The following is a 21,454-nucleotide window of genomic DNA, read 5'->3' as shown; positions in this document are numbered from 1 at the left end:
GTTATGCCTGATTTTGATAACTTAAAAGGAAACAATATCTCGGATAGTACTACAGGACTTCCCCCTGAATCGGGAGCCATGTTAACAAGTAATATAGAAGCATCACGCCCATTACCCTGTGTTGTAATATTAATTCATGGCGTAAATGATGTTGGAGAAGCGTTTGAAAATCAAGATAAAATGATTTGCGAAGGTTTAAACCGTCGCTTAGGGCGTAAAGATTTAAAACCTAACAAGTGGCGATGGGCGCAAACAAGTGCTGATGATTTTTCGCCACGAATCCAGATGTTGCCAGAATGGCAAGAAAACGTTGATCAAATAAAACCGCCGTTAAAACCGAAAACGGTAAAACATAAAAGTTATTCACCTATTATTCCATTCACTTGGGGATACAGACCAGTTGACGAAGAGACCTATAAACAAGAACAGATCGCCTATTACAAAAGATTACAGGATAGCAATGTTAAAGATCCTGAATTACCCTACGATAGCTATTGGATTGATCGTAACTACCATCTCAAAACCGAAAATATAGAGGTCAATAAACTTAATTGCGACAAATTTGGTAACTGGATCGATTACCTTTATCGACGTAATGGTGGGCCCTTCGCCAATGCAACCACTTGTATACCCGATATGTATGGTCCGGGAATGGCTGGTTGGTTAGGTCTTGGTGGTGTAGTAGCTACACCAAAGGGTGCAAGAAGCTATGCTAATCCACATCGTATCTATTATGTTTTTGCTGCTCATCGATTAGCCAATTTAATCAAAACCATTAGGGAACAAACCAAAGAGCAAGATATTCCAATTAATATCGTTGCCCACAGTCAAGGCACCATTATTACCATGTTAGCCAACCTGATTTTAGCCAATGATAATAACGAGCCTCTACCTGCCGATTGCGTGATATTAGCGCATTCACCCTATGCTTTTGAGCCAACCTATGCGGAAATAGTTTCCAAAGATCTATCTATGGGGGTCCAATCACAATACGGGCGTGAGCAGACATTTATTAATTTTGTTAACCAAATGCATAATTTCCAAACTGACAGGAGATTTAAAAAGTTCAATCCTGAAGATTTGATAGAAACAGGGGTAATAAATACTGCAATTGACAATAATGAACTTTATACCCAAGCGGATGGAACTAAAAAACAGTATGATAGGCTCGGCGATGATGTAGAACTGTTTTATCGCGATAACTTTGGTAAAGTATATCAATACTTTAGTCCCAATGATCATGTGGTCTCATTATGGAATGTTCAAGGGATGGGTTGGCAAGGTATTCCCGATAATATTTTTAAACAGTGTAAACATCAAAATCTTAAACAACGAATTTTTAGTCATGGTCATATTGTTGGTAATGATCCTAAAAATAAAAAAGTAAACATTCCTCTTATTCTTATTGAAGTACAAGAAAAAGATTACCCAAGTTATATTAGTGTGAAAGATTATCAACAACGTCGTGGAGCTAAAACCTATTACGGGGTAAACATACCGGTTGTGTTACTCTCAGAACAGTTAACAAAATTAATACAGGAACCCTTATTCAAAGGGCGTGATGGATTATTTAGTCATGGTTGTTATGCGAATGAAGGTCAATCAATTCATGTGCATTATATACCTTCTAACGAAGAAATGAAACGAGATTATCCGGAACTTGTTTATCAAAAGACTAGTTCTGGTCAATTAGAGTCAGATTGTATAGATTATGAAATAAATGAAAATTCAAATAAAAATCCAAATTTACCACCATCGGTTTTTAAGTATAGAGCAGAGAGAGAATGTAATTCAGTAACAACAGGTGACTTAACAACTGCACCTTATATTTTAACCACCCGATTGATTAATGGTGAGCCCGTTCCAGAAACCATGATCTACACAGTAGACAAACCAAGTGGCAAAACAAAGTTAAGCAGAGCTATCCACTATAATGATATTTATAATAGTGATAACCAATTTGTTGAAGATTTAGAAAAAAAATTAAATTATGAAATCATTGACCGACCGGATTATATACCTGAAAAAAAAATAGATGAAAAGGATATTTTATCGCCTTTCATCACTGATGAACTCCAATTAAAAAAATTGCTCGACGAGCATCCTGAATGGGATAGAGGAATAGAGTCCGCAAGTTATATGGTCAAGCAGGCAAATAAAATATTAGTGATTTACCGTAACCCACAAAAACAAATTGAGTCCGAAATAGGTAAAGAAGTAGACGATGAAAAGGATACCAGTTCTCATCATTCGGGCATAACCAACAGTTTGGAAGCGCCTGCAAAAATCATGGCTTATGATTTAGCAATTGGAGCCGTTGAAAACATCAGCGCAACAGATCAAAAACTATTAAATAGTTGGCGGGTACTGGCTGACTGGCGCCACCCTGAAAATACCGATCCTGAAACCTTTCAATATGTTCACAAAGGTATACTGCCTGATGAGTTAAAAAAAGCCATGAACTACCCTAGTAAACATATACCAAAAAATAATAATATGGTAGTGAATGATTTTTACCATAGTAACCCATTTATAGATAAAAAGATATTAAAGCAAGGAACAGACGAAGAATTAAAAAAACCGAAATACCAAAAATTAACTGAACCACCTCAATGGGTGTTTCCCGATCCTGACTTAAAAGGAGTTTCTGATGTTGATTAGTTATTTACTACTGAGTTTAGCATTATTTCTATTTTGTTTTTTTAAACGTTGGCATCTTTTTTGTTGGTTAAGTTACAGCGTTTTTTTGGTCTGTTTTTTGGCAATCATCCCTTTACCGGGCGAAGATAAAGTTAAATATACAGCCCCTACCCAAGTTGTGTTCCGTTTTGATGAGCATCGATTTATCCAATTAACTGGCTATGGTTGCCAAGGGCGAATGTACTATGTTGATGACCAAAAGCAGATCTATTACGAATTAGCTCGGCATTCTGCAAAAGTTTTAACTGAACCCTTTGCTCATATGCCTGAAGATTATATTTTCATTCCAAGTACTGACTATTCTGACATAGATTTTTCCCAGGATGGCGGGCGTTCATTCAGCTCTATACATCTTCCAACAACGGATCTTACGGGTCATTATCGCCCAGATTATAATACGGTAGAAAACATTGTGGTTAGGAATAATCAATTTTTCTTAAAAGATAAAAATCGAGGTATTTACCGTTCGCCTAAGCCTATCGGTTCGGGATTTGCGATATTATCGCCCGCTCACGAGGAATATTTAGCAGGTCTCAGACAATATAAGGGGTATCGTTGGACGGATCAACCTCAAACTATGCCAATCATGCCTGCCAATTATACTGGTTGGCAGCGATGGCAGTGTGATCCTAGCTTAAAACAACCGATAACCGTCTATAACCGTTATGCGCCGCTTATTAAATTACAAACCCAATTACGCCATCTATTAGGCGTCACAGAGGAGGCAAAGCATGAAAAAGAAACTAATTAAACTGTTGATCTGTTGCATTGTCATTCCTGGTGGTTTATGGGCTTTTATCATTAACTTTGGTTCCAATTTACCGGAAAGATATGAAGGAACAACGGGACTGGATATTCCAATGCCTGAACCAAGAGAAGGTTACGAAATTATTTACCCTGATGCGATTCGGACTAATGACCTCCACGATACAGCCTCGTTTTACTATTTAAGTGAAAAACGTCAGGTTATCTATCGTTATGATGCAGATCGTTATTTAGAGCTACAAGGTGAAAACTGTGAAGGATTAATTTGGTACCACGATCAGGTCAAAAATATTCATACGCGTATCGACAAAGTCTTTTTTACTCACGATAGGTTACCAAAATTTAACTATTACAACCCGGGTAAGGACTATATTGGCATTCCAACCGATGATATGTCAGCAATACCGTTTTCAATTGATGGCGGTAAAACTTTTTATGTTGGCAAGGTGACCAGCTTTGCGGCGAAACCCAGTGAGCAAGTTGAGCGTTTTATTGGTGTTGATGATAGTCCACTTACTCTTGAGTTTTCAGATTCAGACATTAAAAAAGGGTTAGGTTATTTTAAAAATAAAATTACTATTTCTGGCAATACAGGCTATTTTATCCTGAAAAACGATTTACTGTTTGGAGAAACAGTATTTTATGAACGGATTGAGTTAAACCCTAGACAATTTTACCATTCATTAAATGGTATCGATACTAAAGCAGATATTAATTTATATCTTAAAGGTAAAAACATGTCAGAAATCCAACAATTTGGTTCATACTGGGAAATTTATTATAAACCGGCTTATATAGAACGAATAACTGGCGCGCGTAATATTAAACTTGAACCCTATCAAGGTTGGGACAAAATTCGTTGTGAAATTGGGGCAGAAAAATAATTCTAATATTAACAAATAAGCCGATAAAAGTGTCAGGTTAACCATTGTTGATGTATTGGCAAGATAAACCGTATTGGATGGAATGCAACAAAATGACAATATTGCGTCATTTGCTATAGAAGGAATATTAATTGTTGATTATAAGTTATTTACTACTGAGTTTAGTATTATTTCTATTTTGTTTTTTTAAACGTTGGCATCTTTTTTGTTGGCTAAGTTACAGCGTTTTTTTGATCTGTTTTTTGGCAATCATCCCTTTACCAGGTGAAGATAAAGTAAAATATACAGCCCCTACCCAAGTTGTGTTTCGTTTTGATGAGCACCGATTTATTCAACTTACTGGCTATGGTTGCCAAGGGCGAATGTACTATGTTGATGATCAAAAGCAGATCTATTACGAATTAGCTCGGCACTCGGCAAAGGTTTTAACCGAGCCTTTTGCCCATATGCCTGAAGATTATATCTTTGTACCTTTAAGTGATTATTCTGCTATAGATGTTTCCCAAGACGGCGGACGTTCTTTTCGTACCATTCATATTGAGACGTATGAGGGTATGGGAAGTTATCAACCTACTTATAATACTATAGAAAACATTGTGGTTATGAATAATCAATTTTTCTTAAAAGATAAAAATCGAGGTATTTACCGTTCACCCAAACCTATCGGTTCGGCATTTACGGTATTGTCGGCGACTAACGAGAAATATTTAGAGGGTCACAGACAATATAAGGGGTATCGTTGGACAGATCAACCTCAAACTATGCCAATCATGCCTGCTAATTATCCTGGTTGGCAGCGATGGCAGTGTGATCCTAGCTTAAAACAATCGATAACCGTCTATAACCGTTATGCGCCACTTATTAAATTACAAGCCCAATTACGCCATCTATTAGGCGTCACAGACGAGGTAAAGCATGAAAAAGAGACTAATTAAATTGTTGATCTATTGCATTGTCATTCCTGGCGGTTTATGGGCTTTTATCATTAACTTTGGTTCAAATTTACCGGAAAGATATGAAGAAACAACAGGACTGGATATTCCAATGCCTGAGCCAAGAGAAGGTTATGAAATTATTTATCCAGAAGTTATTAAAACAAGTAATCCCAACTATACAGCTTCGTTTTATTATTTAAGTGAAAAACGTCAGGTTATTTACCGTTATGATGCAGATCGTTATTTAGAGTTGCAAGGTGAAAACTGTGAAGGATTAATTTGGTACCACGATCAGGCCAAAAATATTCATACACGTATTGACAAAGTCTTTTTTACTCGCGATAGGTTACCAAAATTTAACTATTACAACCCGGGTAAGGACTATATCGGCATTCCAACTGATGATATGTCAGCAATACCGTTTTCAATTGATGGCGGTAAAACTTTTTATGTTGCCGATGTTACCAGCTTTGCGGCTAAACCCAGTGAGCAAGTGGAGCGTTTTATTGGGGTAGATGATAGCCCGCTTACTCTTGAGTTTTCAGATTCAGATATTAAAAAAGGTTTAGGTTATTTTAAAAATAAAATTACTATTTCTGGTAACACAGGCTATTTTATTCTAAAAAATGATGTACTTTTTGGCGATACTGTCTTTTTGCAAATGTTTAAATACCCTCAACAGACTTTTCATTCATTAAGTGGTGTTATAGACACCCAAACAAATATCAATTTATACCTTAAAGGTAAAAATATGTCAGAGATTCAACAATTTGGCTCATATTGGGAAATTTATTATAAACCTGCTTATATAGAGCGCATAACTGGCGCACGTAATATTAAACTTGAACCCTATCAAGGTTGGGACAAAATTCGATGTGAAGTTGGGGCAGAAAAATAATTCTAATATTGACACACAAGCCGATAAAAGTGTCAGGTTAACCATTGTCGATGTAATAGCTAGATTAGCTGTATTGGAATGCAACAAAATGGCAATATTGCGTCATTTGCTATAGAAGGAATATTAGTTGTTGATTATAAGTTATTTACTACTGAGTTTATCATTATTTCTACTTTGTTTTTTTAAACGTTGGCATCTTTTTTGTTGGTTAAGTTACAGCGTTTTTTTGGTCTGTTTTTTGGCAATCATCCCTTTACCGGGTGAAGATAAAGTTAAATATACAGCCCCTACCCAAGTTGTGTTCCGTTTTGATGAGCATCGATTTATTCAACTTACTGGCTATGGTTGCCAAGGGCGAATGTACTATGTTGATGATCAAAAGCAGATCTATTACGAATTAGCTCGGCACTCGGCAAAGGTTTTAACCGAGCCTTTTGCCCATATGCCTGAAGATTATATCTTTGTACCTTTAAGTGATTATTCTGCTATAGATGTTTCCCAAGACGGCGGACGTTCTTTTCGTACCATTCATATTGAGACGTATGAGGGTATGGGAAGTTATCAACCTACTTATAATACTATAGAAAACATTATGGTTATGAATAATCAATTTTTCTTAAAAGATAAAAATCGAGGTATTTACCGTTCGCCTAAGCCTATCGGTTCGGGATTTGCGATATTATCGCCCGCTCACGAGGAATATTTAGCAGGTCTCAGACAATATAAAGGGTATCGTTGGACGGATCAACCTCAAACTATACCAATCATGCCTGCCAATTATACTGGTTGGCAGCGATGGCAGTGTGATCCTAGCTTAAAACAACCGATAACCGTCTATAACCGTTATGCGCCACTTATTAAATTACAGGTCCAAATACGCCATCTATTAGGCGTAACAGACGAGGTAAAGCATGAAAAAGAAACTAATTAAATTGTTAATCTGTTGCATTGTCATTCCTGGTGGTTTATGGGCATTTATCATTAACTTTGGTTCCAATTTACCGGAAACATATGAAGAAACAACGGGACTGGATATTTCAATGCCAGAGCCAAGGCAAGGTTATGAAATTATTTATCCAGAAATTATTAAAACAAGTAATCCCAACTATACAGCTTCGTTTTATTATTTAAGTGAAAAACGTCAGGTTATTTACCGTTATGATGCAGATCGTTATTTAGAGCTACAAGGTGAAAACTGTGAAGGATTAATTTGGTACCACGATCAGGCCAAAAATATTCATACGCGTATCGATAAAATCTTTTTTACTCATGATAGGTTACCAAAATTTAACTATTACAACCCAGGTAAGGACTATATTGGCATTCCAACCGACGATATGTCAGCAATACCGTTTTCAATTGACGGCGGTAAAACTTTTTATGTTGGCGAGGTGACCGATTTTGCAGCTAACCCAAGTGAGCAAGTCGAGCGTTTTATTGGGGTAGATGATAAACCATTAACCCTGCAATTTAATGATGTTAAAAAATCGACTATGGAAAGCTTTATTAATACTGTTACCGTTTCTGGTAATACAGGCTATTTTATTCTAAAAAATGATGTACTGTTTGGGGATACTGTATTTTGGCAAATGTTTAAATATCCTCAACAAACTTTTCATTCATTAAGTGGTGTTGTAAACACAAAAAAAAATATTGATTTATACCTTAAAGGTGAACACCTGAAAGAAGTCCAACTATTGGGGCGATATTGGGAAATTTATTATAAACCCGCTTATATAGAGCGCATAACTGACGCGCGTAATATTAAACTTGAACCCTATCAAGGTTGGGACAAAATTCGTTGTGAAATTGGGGCAGAAAAATAATTCTAATATTAACAAATAAGCCGATAAAAGTGTCAGGTTAACCATTGTTGATGTATTGGCAAGAATAGAGCGGATAACTGGCGCAGATAATATTAAACCTGAACCCTATCAAGGTTGGGACAAAATTCATTGTGAAATTGGTGCAGAAAAAGTAAATAAACTATAAATAAGGAATTTATTTATGAAGGGTGTAATACGGTTAGGTGATCCACATTCGCATGGTGGAAATGTTATTAGTGCATCTGGAGCTGATTTTGATGGTATACCTGTTGCTTTAGTGGGAGACAGTGTATCTTGCCCGAAAAAAGGGCATGGTATAAATCCGATTATTGAAGGGCATCCTACTTGGTTAATGCATGAACGCCAAGTTGTTGTTGAAGGATGTCATGCCGCATGTGGCTGTGTATTAATATCAACATTAACACAAGTGGGATGCAACTAATGAAATGGCAATTACCAAATATTGAAGAAAAAACAATACCCAAGAATTTTTCAAAATGGGGGTATTTTTTGATTTTTGTGATTAGTTTTTTATTTTATATCATTTTTATTGTTATTGTTCAGAATGATAACGATGCTGTGTTCTCACAATTTAATCTTATCTTCATTTTTTTTATTATTATGCCAATATTATTTGGTTTGTCTATGATAGGTTTTTTATACAGCTTCTTTTTTTATGAAAAAGTTGATGCGTTAATATTTAATAACTATCTAAAAAACATGCGTATAAATTGGCAAAGTTGGTGCCAAAATTCAATTAATTTGATTGATTACCATTATATTACAGGAATTGATAATGTCTCTTTAAAAATAATGAAAATTGAGGGGCACTCTCCAATAAATCCAGATAAAGTAATACCCATTTCAATTATAAGAGAAAATGACAGTTGTCCATTATTACATTTGTTTGATAAGATTTTATTACCAATGAAATCTAAATTAAACATTCTTCCAAGTGTGACAATTCTTTTAAACACTAATCAAGACATGGAAGTTATAAAAAATGTATTAATGACTTATAGTCAACTCAATGAGCTAAATATTCATCAATCTAATATTACTTTTTCCAACATAATACCTTCTATAGATAAGATTAATGATTGGATTGATGATAATTCGATACAAAATATTCTATTAATTAATCTATTATTTGATACTGAAACTCAATTACAGGTAACAGAATATTGTTGTGCACTATTGTTTTCAAATGATGAAGAAATACTAAATCAATCTCCTTTGAAAATAAATTTATTCCGCTCCCTTAATACAAATTTAACTAATTTCAATAAAGATCTAGAGTACTTTTTGGATTCTAAACAAGTACAAAGAGAAAAGATTAACCAAGCATGGACACTCTATTTACCATCTCCAGCTTTACACAGTTTTAAAGCTACATTATTTGATCCAAATAGCGGAATAAAACTTGAACCAAATAAATTTTATCAATTGGAGATAAATTTAGGTAAGTTAGATTATAGTCATGCATGGCTTGCATTGTCACTCGCTGCAGATGGTATAGTTAAAGAGCAAAAAGGGCAAATCATTGCTACGCAAAATAAAGATTCAATTAATATTATGCAATTATCCGATGAAACGGCATATACACCGACAAAAGAAGATAACATAAAAGGTTACTATCCAACCATAACTTGTTTAAGTTGCTTATTACTCTTGTTTTGCATCTGTTTAACAATAATATTTTCACTTGAAGAAACAGATTCAGAATTTTTGATGCAAATAGGCGTTTTTTCTTTTATTGCGGGACTTTTTATTATCGGGGCAATTATTGTCGGTACCCTTTATCAAAGATCTTCAAAAGAAGATGATTTCATTGAAATGTGGTTTGAAGAACAAGATAAAATATCAAATAGTATTTAATTTAGAATATCCTATTTATATAGGAGCGAGTTCCACCGCTCCTATTCTTCCTATCACCCAAATTAATTTAAATATAAAACCTTCATGAAAAAAAGATAATCATTGTTTTTATAATTTTATTTAATCACTTTTATTCAAACTTTGAGGTGTCAGTGGCGCAAATTCTAAGGCGATGCCCGTCTGGATCATTGCCAACACAAGTATATCCAAAATCAAGCATTTGAGGTTCAAGTTCTATTTTTACGTTCAACTTTTTCCACAATGAATAAATTTCGTCTACCTTATCTTTTGTTACATCACTAAAAGAGAGCTCAAAACCACCATAATAATTCGGCGCACTAGGTGTGATTTGATCGGCTTGTTGTAATCCTAAAATAAAATCGTCTTTCAATAAAAAGACTGTAAATCCTGGATAGGTTTCAATAGGATTTTGTTTAAGTATTTTTGTGTAAAAATCGGTACTAATATCGATGTTTTTAACATAGATAATAACGCTATTTGGTTTAAACATTTTGGTTACCTTTTTGTAGTATATATAAAAAAATTAATATATTTAAATTATGTTATCTATATTATGATGAGGTAACCCTGACAACTGTATGTCATATTAAAAATTTAAGATCAATTATTTCAAAATTTAATATATGAAAATTAACCGTATAATTACTATCATTATGATATTACTTCAAAAAGATAGGATAAGTGCTAAAGTATTATCGGAAAAATTAGATGTATCATTGCGCACCATTTATCGAGATATACAAGTTATTGAACGTGCGGGAATTCCGATCATCACTTATGCAGGAAGTCAGGGCGGAATCAGTATTTTAAAAGATTATAAAATCAGTAAAGGTCTATTTACTAAAGATGATGTGACTGTTCTTTTAAAAGGTCTGAATTTATTATCTTCTCCAATTTTAAGTGACAATGAAAAATCCCTTACTCAAGAAAAAATTAAAAGCTTTTTAACTCAGCAAGAACTTAATGATTTAGGCAATGAGCTGAACCAACTTGCTGTGGATTTATCTCCTTGGTTTTTAAAACAAAACAATAATAATAATAATAAAATAGCGATTATTAAAGTGGCGTTGAGTCAGCAATTACTGTTATCGTTTGATTATGTAAAAATTAAACATGATACGATTTCTCGATTAATTGAGCCTTACCAACTATTATTTAAAGAAAAAGAGTGGTACTTACAAGGTTACTGTTTAAATAGAAATGATTTTCGCCTATTTAAATTATTGAAAATGTCTAACGTCCATAAAACAGACATAAATTTTACTAAAAGATCGAATCCCGACATGGTTTCTTTATTTAAACGAGACATGAAAAAAAAGGTCTTTAAAATAAAATTATTAATTGATAGCTCTATCTTAGAACGCATATTAGATTATTGTGATGAGAAAGATATAAATCCATTCGATGATAATAAATATCTAGTCGATTTTGATTTTATCGAAGATGATTATAGTTACGGTATATTAATGAGTTTTGGGCATCAATGCCTCTGCTTAGAGCCTGAACACGTCCGTCACAAACTAATCCAACGAACCGAAAAACTTAGGCGATTATATAACGAAGAAAAAATTTGAATTAATTCCAACTTCGTTTAACCGATATGTCAATTAATTTAGAGCCTTTTGTTGCCATATCAACTTTATTGAAAATTAACGTTATTCGCTATATTAGCAATACTTAATATTGCTCAAATATATTATTCCAATCAATATGATTTGAATCAAAAATATCTACACCCTTTTGACGAATCCGTTCAATCCACTCTTCTGCTTGGCAATGACCAATATCAAAATGTTTGATTGCCGTTTTCATCATCACGTCGTGTTCATTAGCAATAGTTGTAGGCATTAATGCACAATCATCAGTATTGATACATACCGAAATAGGCCTCATTCAGATACCGATTATATATCAGTCAATTTGAATTTTATTTTCACTACTAAATGATTCTTATTTTATGATAATTAGCTGTAGAGTTGGTATCTTGAGGTGTTAACGTAGTCGTGCAATTTACTAAAAAAGTATGTGCAACATGTCCATTATCAACCTCAAGATACTTTTTATCATCTCTTAAATCTTTCTATTAAAGGTAAGAAAGATCATTAGCAATATCCTTTAATCTAGACCTTAATTCGGTTAGTTGTTCTTGTTGGGCTTGCTTATAGAGTTCATCTCGAGATTTTAAACTTCCTTCACTATAGTTACGATATTTTGATGGTACATCACCACTATAAATATATTTGTATTTAGCGGAAGTTTCTTTAACTTTAAATGATTTAATATAGCTATACATACCGTTAACCATGATGTTTGTCGTTAATGTTAGTTGATTGCTATGAGTTTCTGTTTCTATAGTGTAGCGCTGATCTTTATAGCTTTTGAGTTTGGTAATTCTCCCTTTTTTATCTGGCACTTCGACATATTTATCAAATACCTGTTCAGTTTTTGTTTCATAATTAGCTGATTTGCCAAGATCATTAAAATCAATATCGTAGTCAATTCGTATATCAATATCTGCTTCACTCAAGTAATTGGTAAACTCAATATAATATGAGCCTATATATTCTCTAATTTCATTCGTAAATTGAGATGGGGATGAATTATAGTAGACTTTAACAATTCCCTTTTTTTGGTAAGTTTCAGCTAATGCTTTTGCATCACGATATTTTCCATATGGCTGGTAAACTTTTACTGCTTTGTTAAAGTAATCTGCCACTTCTCGAAACTCGTGACGCTTTCTGGCATTTTGAGAGAGTTGTTGGGCTTGTTGATAAGCAGCCTCGGCTTGTTGCGTACAATATTTTTTGTCATTTTCAATTGCTCGTTTATCACTATCTCTATATTTACCGAGTGGTTGATAAACTTGTGAAGCATTACTAAAAGCCGTTGCAGCCTCTTTGTAGTTTTTTTCTTGTGCAAATTTTTTACCTAAATCATAGTATTCTTTGGCAGCAACCTGCATATATTTCGTATTGGCGTTTTGATACCGTTTTTCAATATCTTTATAATTATATCGTTCTAAACCACGTTGGTATAAATTGGCTTTGTTCTTATAGCTTATACTGTCTGTGCCCGTTATTGAATTTGCATAATCGTAATATTGTTTAGCAATGGTTTGCTCCAATTGTTCCGAATCGTATTTATTATTAAAAAAATCGACCGTTGAACTATAAAAACGATCCCTAAGCATCATTTTCATCTTAAGTAAGTTTTGGTAGATATCAATACGTTTTTTATAATCGGTGTCTGAAGTATTGGCTAGATTGGTTTCATAATGTTCCATAACATTAGTGACTAAAGTGCGTAACTTTTCGGCTTTATCTTTGTCATACTTTTTAAGGCCTTTTTCTTCAATATTGTTAGTTAATAAACTGATACTTTCTAGATATTTTCCCTCTTTATATGCTTCCTCACTTGTACGTGTATGGCAAGCGGTAAGAAAAAAAATGACAAAAATGGTTATTACTATTCGCATAATATTTCCTTTCAATAATTATTCATCCTTTATCAAACTATTTAGAATATAACAAGTTTGATGGGTTACACGTTAATTAAAATAGCCTTTAATTATTTTTGCCGATTTTATGAAAAAAAAATACTTAGCATTTTTCATTTAATGCTATATTTCTATACCACAACGATGATAACAAAGCGTAAAAAATAATATTTTTAACATTAATCAATTTTTTGATGAGCGCATACCTCAATACAAATTATGTATTGAGGTGATGAATAACTCTATTTTCGAGTAGGTTTTTTAGCCGTAGCACGGCGAGGTGATTTAGACGGATTATTCAATTTGATACGTTTTGGTCTAACCGTTTTTTTGTCCGATGATGAAGTTGTTTTAGTAAAACTTTTAACTTCTGCTGGTAAGCCCACAAGTTCACGTAAATAGTTGACAGAATCAATACCTAGTTCCATCCATGTACCGCGTGATAAGCCTTTTGGTAAGTTGATGTTGCCATAACGAATACGCAATAAGCGGCTTACTTGTACATCGATGGCTTCCCACATTCTACGCACTTCACGATTACGACCTTCGGTTATAACGACATTAAACCATTGGTTAAGACCATCACCACCTTGTGCTTTAATTGAATTAAATGAAGCAGGACCGTCTTCCAATTGTACACCTTTGCGCAATTGATTAATTTGCTGATCGGTAATATTACCAAACACTCGCACAGCATATTCACGTTCGATTTCATGTCTTGGATGCATTAAACGGTTAGCCAATTCACCATCAGTAGTAAATAACAAAAGTCCTGACGTATTGATGTCTAAACGACCAATATTGATCCAACGTGCATTTTTTAAACGTGGCAATCGTTCAAATACCGTCGCACGACCTTGAGGATCATTACGTGAACAAATTTCACCCTCTGGTTTATAATAAGCCAGAACTCGGCAGATCTCTTTTTCTTTACTTCTTAGTTGAATTAAATGCCCATTGATGCGAATTTTAGGGTTAGCACTGACATCGACACGATCGCCTAAATTGGCAATTTTACCGTTAACGCTGATCTTCCCTGCCGCTATCATGGCTTCAATCTCACGCCGTGAACCATTGCCTAAATTGGCTAGTACCTTTTGTAATTTTTCAGTATTATCTTTTATGTTTTTCATAAGCAGTTCTCGCTACCTTCACAGGTATCATATTTGTTTAACTTTAAGTGAAAACTTATATCAAAATCGATTTTATTATTTTGATACAGTTAGTAAATTTTATTTGTTGAATATTGAGTTACTCAATTTGCAACAAAAAATAGGTATAAATTTTTAATGTTACTAAATAATTATTTTATTTACGTTTATTCTTTCGAAGTATTTTATATTTGTGCTTGCGTTTATGTCGTTTGCTGTTTAAGAGATTAATTCTATAATTTTCAGAATGTTTTGCCAAAAAATAAGGCAAATAAAATCCAATTGCACTAAATATCGTTCCCATAAAAGCGATAAAAATTATACCAGACCAAAGTGTCCTAAAATCCGATATTTTAGCTGTGTTATCATTATAAAGAACTTTCACCTGTTGACCTATATCATAAGGACTGGGACTAGACCCAAGTGATGAAGTGAAGATTCTCTTTTTTTCATTTTTATCAGTAAAAGTAACAATAGGATAATAAATTAAACCATGATGATTATATCGGTCTCTAAAAAGACTATATTCATATTTAAAATTTGTAACATAACCTATTGTTGAGTCTGATTCATTAATAAAACCAATTTGTAGGTAAGCCCACAAAGCACTTAACAAATAGAAAAATATACCTCCCAAAGCAAAAGGTTTAATTATTTTATATTTCATTAATCTATACAGAAAGTTACATTAAATAAACGGGCTTATATCACCACTGCCTTGACGAATAATATCTGGATAGTCATTAGTTAAGTCGATTACTGTTGTAGGTTGCGGACCAATGTATCCACCATGCACAATAGCATCAAGTTGATGACCAATTTTATCTTCAATCTCTTCAGGATCGGATTGGGCTTCATCTTCATTAGGTAAAATTAATGTGGTTGTCATTAATGGTTGCCCTAACAATTCAAGTAATGCTAAATCAATTTTATTATCAGGAATACGTAAACCAATGGTTTTACGTTTTTCATTCATTAATCGACGAGGTACTTCTTTGCTGGCTTGCAAAATAAAGACATATTTACCGGGGGTATTATTCTTCAAGAGACGGAAAGTCGTGTTATCAACAAAAGCGTAAGATGATAGTTCCGAAAGATCGCGACACATTAAAGTAAAGTTGTGATATTTATCAAGCTGGCGAATTTGGCAAATGCGATCAACACCATACTTATTATCGAGCAAGCAGCCTAGTGAATAACCTGAATCTGTCGGAAAAGCGATAACGCCACCATCATTTAAAATTTTGACAACTTGATCTAATAATCTTGTTTGTGGATTATCAGGATGAATATAAAAAGTTTGGCTCATAGTTTTCTTCTATATTAGTGTTATGGTTAAGTTTCGTTTTTTTATTTAGTCATTCCAATTATGCCAGATTGGTGTCACACTGGCTGGCAAAGGTGTGGTTTTACCTAAATCAAGATAATTAACCAAATCATGAAAATCGGAACCTTGAGATGCCAATAATCCGAATTCATTAGCTAATTTTGCCAATCGTTGTAAATCATCTTGTGTTTGTCGGCTTTGTGATACTTCCATTGCATCACCACCATATTCTTTAAATTCACCAATTAAGGTTTTTAATTTAGTTAACGTTAAATCATAACGACTAGGATGAGCAAGTACTGCTTGCCCACCTGCTGCATGAATAGCATTAACCGCATCACCAATAGAGCAACATTTTGCAGGCACATAAGCATAACCACTTTTGCCTAAATATTTTTTAAATGCTTGTTTAACATCTTTAACATGACCATTGGCCACTAAAAAACGGGCAAAATGGGCACGTGATACAATATCACCTTTCGAAAATTGTTGTGCTTGTTGATATGCATTATCAATGCTAACTTTCGCCAATTTTTGATCAATACTTATTGCTCTATCAATTCGACCTTGTTCTTGGGCTGATAACAATTCAAGCAACGGTGAATTTTCAATATCGATATTTAATCCAACAATATGAATTTCATTATTCTTCCAAATTGTTGACACTTCAACGCCATAAATTAATTTAACGGGTAAATTGTCACGTTCTATCGTGTTTTTTGCCTCTAACAGACCTTTGATAGTATCATGATCGGTAATTGCTAACATACTGATTTGATTATCAGCTGCTCTTTTGACCAGTTCACTAGGTGTCAATATGCCATCTGACGCAGTTGTATGCGAATGTAAATCAACGATCACTTTTTTTCTCGAAAATTATTTTTAAACGTGTAATATACCACACAAATTGCATGACCACTAAAAGGTAAATTATGAAAGATCAAATTATGCTTGCTCAACAAGATACTAACGCTATTATTGAAGAACTATTAGAAGATGGTAGCGATCCTCATGCGCTTTATATTATTGAACATCATATCTCATCACAAAATTTTGATCTACTTGAAAAAGTCGCTGTAGAAGCTTATAAATTAGGTTATGAAGCTACCGACCCTGATGAAGATGTAGATGATACTGGCAATGTTGTTATCGGGTTTGATATTGTGGCGGAAAGTCCACTTAATGCAGAATTAATTAATGCCCAAATAGCGGAAATCATCACATTAACTAACCAATTTGGTGTCAATTATGATGGTTGGGGAACCTATTTTGAAGATGGCAGTGATGATTTTAATGAGGTTGATGATAATATGGAAACGCTTCATTAATAGGGGTGATATTTTTAATCTATTTGTTTTATCGATTATTTATTCTTCTTTATTTTATTCTTATCCGTTAAATAACGGATAAGAATAATGATTAATATTAATTTATTTCACAATTTCAATGCGACTGGTCCTTTGTTTATTTGGCGAGACACTACGAATAATGACACTTTCACCTTTCTTAATGGCAGTAGGACCTTGATAGCGTTGCCACTGATTACCTTTATCAATTGAATATTCAATACTTAAACCAGGGAAGACGATGTTCGCGATCAATTTACCATTTTCAATCTTCGCACCCGGGACAGGTAGACGATAATTAATTGAAGCTGCATCTAATTTAGCTAATTCTCGTTGACCGATTAAATTGGCAAATTGATTCCAATCATTGAAAAGCTTTTGCTGATCAACATAATGGGTTTCGCCTTGTTGGAATTGGCGATCTTTTTGATAATTTGTCTCCCAATCGGCTTTATGCCATGCACGCTCTGCAACACTGAGCAATCGAGGATAAGCCATGTAAGCCATTTTATCATCTGTGCGAATATTTTCAGTCCAAATTTGAGCGGATAATCCATATGCGCCCGGCCAATTCATAGTGCCTTTTGCAGCAAATGCATCACCATTACGATCAAACGATGTTTCTGCATTCTGTGATAAGTTATCGGGCGCAAAACTGAATATTTTGCGTTCATCATTGAAACGAGAAGCCCAATAGTAACCACTTTCTTTTGGATTAACTTCGTAAGGCATATCTAAATAGACATAATCAGGGTTAGATACAATAACTTTATAGCCTTTATTGGCGAATTCATTTACTGAATCATATCCCCCCCAATACAAACTATCCCAGAAATTGACAATCACTTCATCGGTGGCAAAAGATTTGGCATCGGTTGCGAATTTTACGCCATCTTGCCATACTTGCATGCGATTAATTCCGTTGTTTTTAATGATTTTACTCACTTCGACAGCAAAATGACTTGGTAGATGCTCAATGTTTTTAACAATCCCTTTGTTAACAAAGGTTTGGCAAGCTTGTGATTTTGCCCATGGATGATCTTCAATACTTTGATCAATTAAACCTTTACCCGCCTCTTTTTGAGCGGCATTAATATCTTGGTAGCCATTACCAAAATGAATATTTTTCGCTTCATCACCACCAAAATGCCAAGTTGAAATTGGTTGTTTAGCTTCAGCATGCATTTTGGCTATTTCACTAATGACTTTATTCACAAATTTTTTCGAAGAATCTAAACACGGATTAAGATAACTTTGTCGATTATAAAATTGTACTGTGGTCGTATTTGATGTATCGGTTGGATCGACTAATCGATATTCATTAGCTTGTTGTTCTTGACCTTTATTCATTAGGCGTTGATATCTCACTTCCATCGACATAATCGCCGCTCTAGCATGTGCAGGCATATCTATTTCTGGGATGACTTCAATAAATCGAGCATTTGCATACTTCACTATTTCAATATAATCATTTCGAGTAAAGTATCCACTGCCACTATTGTTGCTATTTGGACCCGATCCGAGTTGTGGTAATAAGCATTTTGTCTCACTTAAATCATGACAGCGTTTGCTTCCAAACTCGGTCAATTCAGGTAAACCCGGAATTTCAATTCGCCAACCTTCATCGTCACTTAAATGGAAATGAAATTTATTCATTTTATATTTTGACATCGTATCAAGTAACTGTAATACCGCTTCTTTACTTTTAAAGTTTCGACCGGTATCTAACATCATTCCTCGATATTCAAATCGAGGAGCATCCTCGGCTGAAAGTGTAGGTATAACTTGAGGGTTTTTAGCATGTATTACTGATAATATCGATTCTACACCATAAAAAATTCCGCTTTCATCAAAGGCTAAAATGGTTGCTCCTTGAGGCGTTATCTCTAATTTATAACTCCCTTTTACACCTTTTTTAAATGCACTTTTATCAATTGAAGCATTAATGTTAAAACCTTTACTGCTAACAGCAATCTCTAGTTTTCTAAAATGTTCCTCTAATACTGATTTACTCTCTTTTGATAAGTGATTAAGCACTAAATTAACGCCATTTTCATTTAGGGTAATTGTCTCTTTACCAACAGTAAGTTTAGATGGAGTCGGTAAAATTTGCCCTTTTAACAACTCTTCGTTAATTTCTTGTATATCTTTGTTACGTTGATAACGATTTTCAGGCGTCATTAAAACATTATGATCATTTGGCGAGATTTTCCATTGTTCGCCTAATGGTTTTACAAATGCAGAGAGATTATCAGAATCGGTATCGGTATTGGCAATCACTTTTGGTTCAGCTTTTGATGAGGTCACATACCATCTAGGCATAACATCACTTTCACTGATTTGCCAATATTCACCAATGATCGGAATAGTCACAACAGCATTTGCGGGAATATTTTTGAATTTCTCCGTAGGTTCAAGCTTGTGTAGGTCACCGGTGACATGGGTAATTTTAAATTGATCATTGTTTACCGCTAAGATCATTCGAATATTATGAAAATAGATTGCCCAATCTTTGTCAGTAATCGCAGACCCTGTATTTTTAAGGGTTAAGGTCACTTTGTTACATGATGCCCAATCTGCACCCAATGCCGCACAATCTATTCCATGATTTACAGCATCATTATCCACGATTTGATAATTTAGACGTAATTGTGAACTCATGGTATCTACAATTTTTTGTGAAGCACTAGCAGATTGTGTTGCTCCCATACTTAATAATGTTGCTATGGATGTAGCAATAATAGCTGATTTAAACTTTTTCATGACGATTACCTATTTATGTTTAGCATTGAAAACGGTGAAAGGTACAGTAACAATAAATTTGATATCGCGTTCATCTTGGAAGATATTGCCATATCCACCTCCCCAACTTGGGATATTGGTGTGATTGTTATATTTGGTAAAATGAAGTTGCAAAGAGGTATCTTTTATCCAACCATTTTGTACGGTATAACCTAAATCAAAGTTATAAGCTGATTCAATTAAACGTTTTTTCTGATTAAATTGTTTGTTTGTGCTTGGTTTTGCATCCCAACCATAAGCATAAGAAGCACCTGTTCTCCACCCTGTTAAGTAATTTGATAAGTCCCCTAAATCATAAGTGATTTCTGCAAATAGTGCTTTTTCACCATTGGCATTAAAGTCAGAGCGAGAATTCCACCAGATATCTAATCGACCATTTGAAGAAGCATAATCAGGCGTCATACGTTGCAAAAAGAATCCTTGCTCCCCTTCTGCTTTAACAACAACACCTTCAAGTCGTAAACCAACAGGCCCCATTTGATAACCTAAGGTAGCGGCCTGCAACCATGCTAAGCCATCATAAACATTTTTACCTTTGTGAGACTGATCTTTAGCGCCATAAAATTGGTAGCTCATAGTCAGTGGATGATTAAATACATCTGTTTTATATGAGGCTTTACCAAAAAATTGGTTCATATAATTTTGTGCCTGACCGAAAGCACTTTCTATTACAAAATCGTTTTTAAAGTCATATTTCAAACCAGCAGAATGGAGGTAATCAATTTTTTTCCCTTTTCCCCATTGTTTAAATTCATAAAGTCGTTTATACCAAGGTGCTTTATATTTATCTGTCCACATATAAGACATGGATAACGCACCCGCATCATCGAAATCAAGCAAAGTGCCGAATTCCACACCTCGATAAGTGCCCGGTAATAAACTCCAATGTGGAGCAAGTAACGTTTGACCTGAGGGTTGGATATATCCTGCTCTGAGCCAAAATTTATCGTCGAGTTTAAAATTAACTAATGCTTTATAAAAACTGAGTCCACTGACATCTTTTTTCCAATCTTCACCCCATCGAGTATTGGCGCCACTAAAACCGATTTCATTAGGATGTCCATTACCACCGTTACTCACTTCCCAAGCGCCATAACCGCCTAATTCAATCGCAAATCGATCAGCAATATAACCAGACTTGAAATCTAAATTTGTGTTAAATGATGAGTGCCTAAGGTTTTTTTCATATTTATGTTCGTCGATATTTTTTCTTTCACGATCACGGTTCCAGAAAAATACATTGCCAGTGAGTGACGAATCATCAACAAAATTACTTTCATAAGCAGCATAAACGGGTGTAACACTGGTTAACACGGTCAAAGATAGGATGAGTTTAGTCAAACAACTCAAAGAACGAGGAATGTTTAATCTATTATAGTGGTTCATAATTTATTTCCTTAAAACGATTCCATTTAATTTAAATAG

20 protein-coding genes are annotated in these 21,454 nt (G+C 34.3%); 11 read left to right on the top strand and 9 right to left on the bottom strand.

Going from position 1 to position 21,454, the window contains the following annotated elements; all coding sequences use genetic code 11:
• Nucleotides 1-3: 3 nt before the first annotated feature.
• The 9 genes from H3S88_RS05310 to H3S88_RS05270 all read left to right on the top strand — a co-directional run bounded on the left by H3S88_RS05310 (nucleotide 4) and on the right by H3S88_RS05270 (nucleotide 9,886).
• Nucleotides 4-2,661, top strand: a complete 2,658-nt coding sequence (locus tag H3S88_RS05310) for a DUF3274 domain-containing protein (protein WP_198227859.1) — start codon at nucleotides 4-6, stop codon at nucleotides 2,659-2,661.
• Nucleotides 2,651-3,451, top strand: coding sequence for a hypothetical protein (locus H3S88_RS05305; protein WP_198227861.1), 801 nt, complete (start codon nucleotides 2,651-2,653; stop codon nucleotides 3,449-3,451). The genes H3S88_RS05310 and H3S88_RS05305 overlap by 11 nt, the downstream gene beginning before the upstream one ends.
• Complete coding sequence (locus tag H3S88_RS05300) at nucleotides 3,432-4,349, top strand: hypothetical protein (RefSeq protein WP_198227863.1); 918 nt, start codon at nucleotides 3,432-3,434, stop codon at nucleotides 4,347-4,349. The genes H3S88_RS05305 and H3S88_RS05300 overlap by 20 nt, the downstream gene beginning before the upstream one ends.
• Nucleotides 4,350-4,480: 131 nt before the next feature.
• Complete coding sequence (locus tag H3S88_RS05295) at nucleotides 4,481-5,284, top strand: hypothetical protein (RefSeq protein WP_198231914.1); 804 nt, start codon at nucleotides 4,481-4,483, stop codon at nucleotides 5,282-5,284.
• Nucleotides 5,265-6,182: a hypothetical protein gene (locus H3S88_RS05290; protein ID WP_198227867.1), complete on the top strand. Its 918-nt coding sequence runs from the start codon at nucleotides 5,265-5,267 to the stop codon at nucleotides 6,180-6,182. Before H3S88_RS05295 ends, H3S88_RS05290 begins: the two co-directional genes overlap by 20 nt.
• Nucleotides 6,183-6,309: 127 nt before the next feature.
• Entirely contained in the window at nucleotides 6,310-7,113 is an 804-nt protein-coding gene (locus H3S88_RS05285; RefSeq protein ID WP_198231912.1) for a hypothetical protein, read from the top strand.
• Nucleotides 7,094-8,008: a hypothetical protein gene (locus H3S88_RS05280; RefSeq protein WP_198227872.1), complete on the top strand. Its 915-nt coding sequence runs from the start codon at nucleotides 7,094-7,096 to the stop codon at nucleotides 8,006-8,008. Before H3S88_RS05285 ends, H3S88_RS05280 begins: the two co-directional genes overlap by 20 nt.
• Nucleotides 8,009-8,189: 181 nt before the next feature.
• The gene (locus tag H3S88_RS05275; protein ID WP_198227874.1) at nucleotides 8,190-8,450 is read left to right on the top strand and encodes a PAAR domain-containing protein; all 261 of its coding nucleotides are present in this window, start codon (nucleotides 8,190-8,192) and stop codon (nucleotides 8,448-8,450) included.
• On the top strand, nucleotides 8,450-9,886 hold the full coding sequence (locus tag H3S88_RS05270) for a hypothetical protein (protein ID WP_198227876.1): 1,437 nt from the start codon (nucleotides 8,450-8,452) through the stop codon (nucleotides 9,884-9,886). Before H3S88_RS05275 ends, H3S88_RS05270 begins: the two co-directional genes overlap by 1 nt.
• Nucleotides 9,887-10,016: 130 nt before the next feature.
• Here H3S88_RS05270 and H3S88_RS05265 read toward each other — a convergent pair whose 3' ends face one another.
• Nucleotides 10,017-10,397, bottom strand: coding sequence for a VOC family protein (locus H3S88_RS05265; protein WP_198227878.1), 381 nt, complete (start codon nucleotides 10,395-10,397; stop codon nucleotides 10,017-10,019).
• Nucleotides 10,398-10,530: 133 nt separating this feature from the next.
• Between H3S88_RS05265 and H3S88_RS05260 the strand changes: the two genes are divergently transcribed.
• The gene (locus H3S88_RS05260) at nucleotides 10,531-11,481 is read left to right on the top strand and encodes a YafY family protein (RefSeq protein ID WP_255519172.1); all 951 of its coding nucleotides are present in this window, start codon (nucleotides 10,531-10,533) and stop codon (nucleotides 11,479-11,481) included.
• A 103-nt stretch (nucleotides 11,482-11,584) separates the two neighbouring features.
• Here H3S88_RS05260 and H3S88_RS05255 read toward each other — a convergent pair whose 3' ends face one another.
• The 6 genes from H3S88_RS05255 to H3S88_RS05230 all read right to left on the bottom strand — a co-directional run bounded on the left by H3S88_RS05255 (nucleotide 11,585) and on the right by H3S88_RS05230 (nucleotide 16,742).
• Nucleotides 11,585-11,800 (bottom strand): hypothetical protein, encoded by a 216-nt coding sequence (locus tag H3S88_RS05255; protein ID WP_198227881.1) that lies wholly within the window; start codon nucleotides 11,798-11,800, stop codon nucleotides 11,585-11,587.
• Nucleotides 11,801-11,990: 190 nt separating this feature from the next.
• Nucleotides 11,991-13,382: a hypothetical protein gene (locus H3S88_RS05250; RefSeq protein WP_198227883.1), complete on the bottom strand. Its 1,392-nt coding sequence runs from the start codon at nucleotides 13,380-13,382 to the stop codon at nucleotides 11,991-11,993.
• 263 nt (nucleotides 13,383-13,645) lie between these two features.
• A complete protein-coding gene (gene rluB, locus H3S88_RS05245; RefSeq protein WP_039126869.1) occupies nucleotides 13,646-14,536 on the bottom strand; it encodes a 23S rRNA pseudouridine(2605) synthase RluB in 891 nt (296 codons plus the stop codon).
• Between the two features lie 175 nt (nucleotides 14,537-14,711).
• Nucleotides 14,712-15,221 (bottom strand): DUF3592 domain-containing protein, encoded by a 510-nt coding sequence (locus H3S88_RS05240; protein ID WP_198227884.1) that lies wholly within the window; start codon nucleotides 15,219-15,221, stop codon nucleotides 14,712-14,714.
• 21 nt (nucleotides 15,222-15,242) lie between these two features.
• A complete protein-coding gene (locus H3S88_RS05235) occupies nucleotides 15,243-15,863 on the bottom strand; it encodes an L-threonylcarbamoyladenylate synthase (RefSeq protein WP_039126866.1) in 621 nt (206 codons plus the stop codon).
• Nucleotides 15,864-15,908: 45 nt separating this feature from the next.
• On the bottom strand, nucleotides 15,909-16,742 hold the full coding sequence (locus H3S88_RS05230; protein ID WP_144091893.1) for a PHP domain-containing protein: 834 nt from the start codon (nucleotides 16,740-16,742) through the stop codon (nucleotides 15,909-15,911).
• A gap of 71 nt (nucleotides 16,743-16,813) precedes the next feature.
• Between H3S88_RS05230 and rraB the strand changes: the two genes are divergently transcribed.
• Nucleotides 16,814-17,209, top strand: coding sequence for a ribonuclease E inhibitor RraB (rraB, locus tag H3S88_RS05225; protein ID WP_039126862.1), 396 nt, complete (start codon nucleotides 16,814-16,816; stop codon nucleotides 17,207-17,209).
• A 102-nt stretch (nucleotides 17,210-17,311) separates the two neighbouring features.
• Here rraB and H3S88_RS05220 read toward each other — a convergent pair whose 3' ends face one another.
• Together H3S88_RS05220 and H3S88_RS05215 are read right to left on the bottom strand one after the other, a co-directional pair.
• Entirely contained in the window at nucleotides 17,312-19,990 is a 2,679-nt protein-coding gene (locus H3S88_RS05220) for a beta-N-acetylhexosaminidase (protein WP_198227886.1), read from the bottom strand.
• A 9-nt stretch (nucleotides 19,991-19,999) separates the two neighbouring features.
• Nucleotides 20,000-21,415: an OprD family outer membrane porin gene (locus tag H3S88_RS05215; RefSeq protein ID WP_198227888.1), complete on the bottom strand. Its 1,416-nt coding sequence runs from the start codon at nucleotides 21,413-21,415 to the stop codon at nucleotides 20,000-20,002.
• Nucleotides 21,416-21,454 lie beyond the last annotated feature (39 nt).

This window comes from Gilliamella sp. B14448G11 (genome assembly GCF_016101765.1).
Taxonomy (GTDB): domain Bacteria; phylum Pseudomonadota; class Gammaproteobacteria; order Enterobacterales; family Orbaceae; genus Gilliamella; species Gilliamella apicola_N.
The sequence above is the reverse complement of the archived record's forward strand: the minus strand, read 5'-3'. Positions and strand labels throughout refer to the sequence as shown.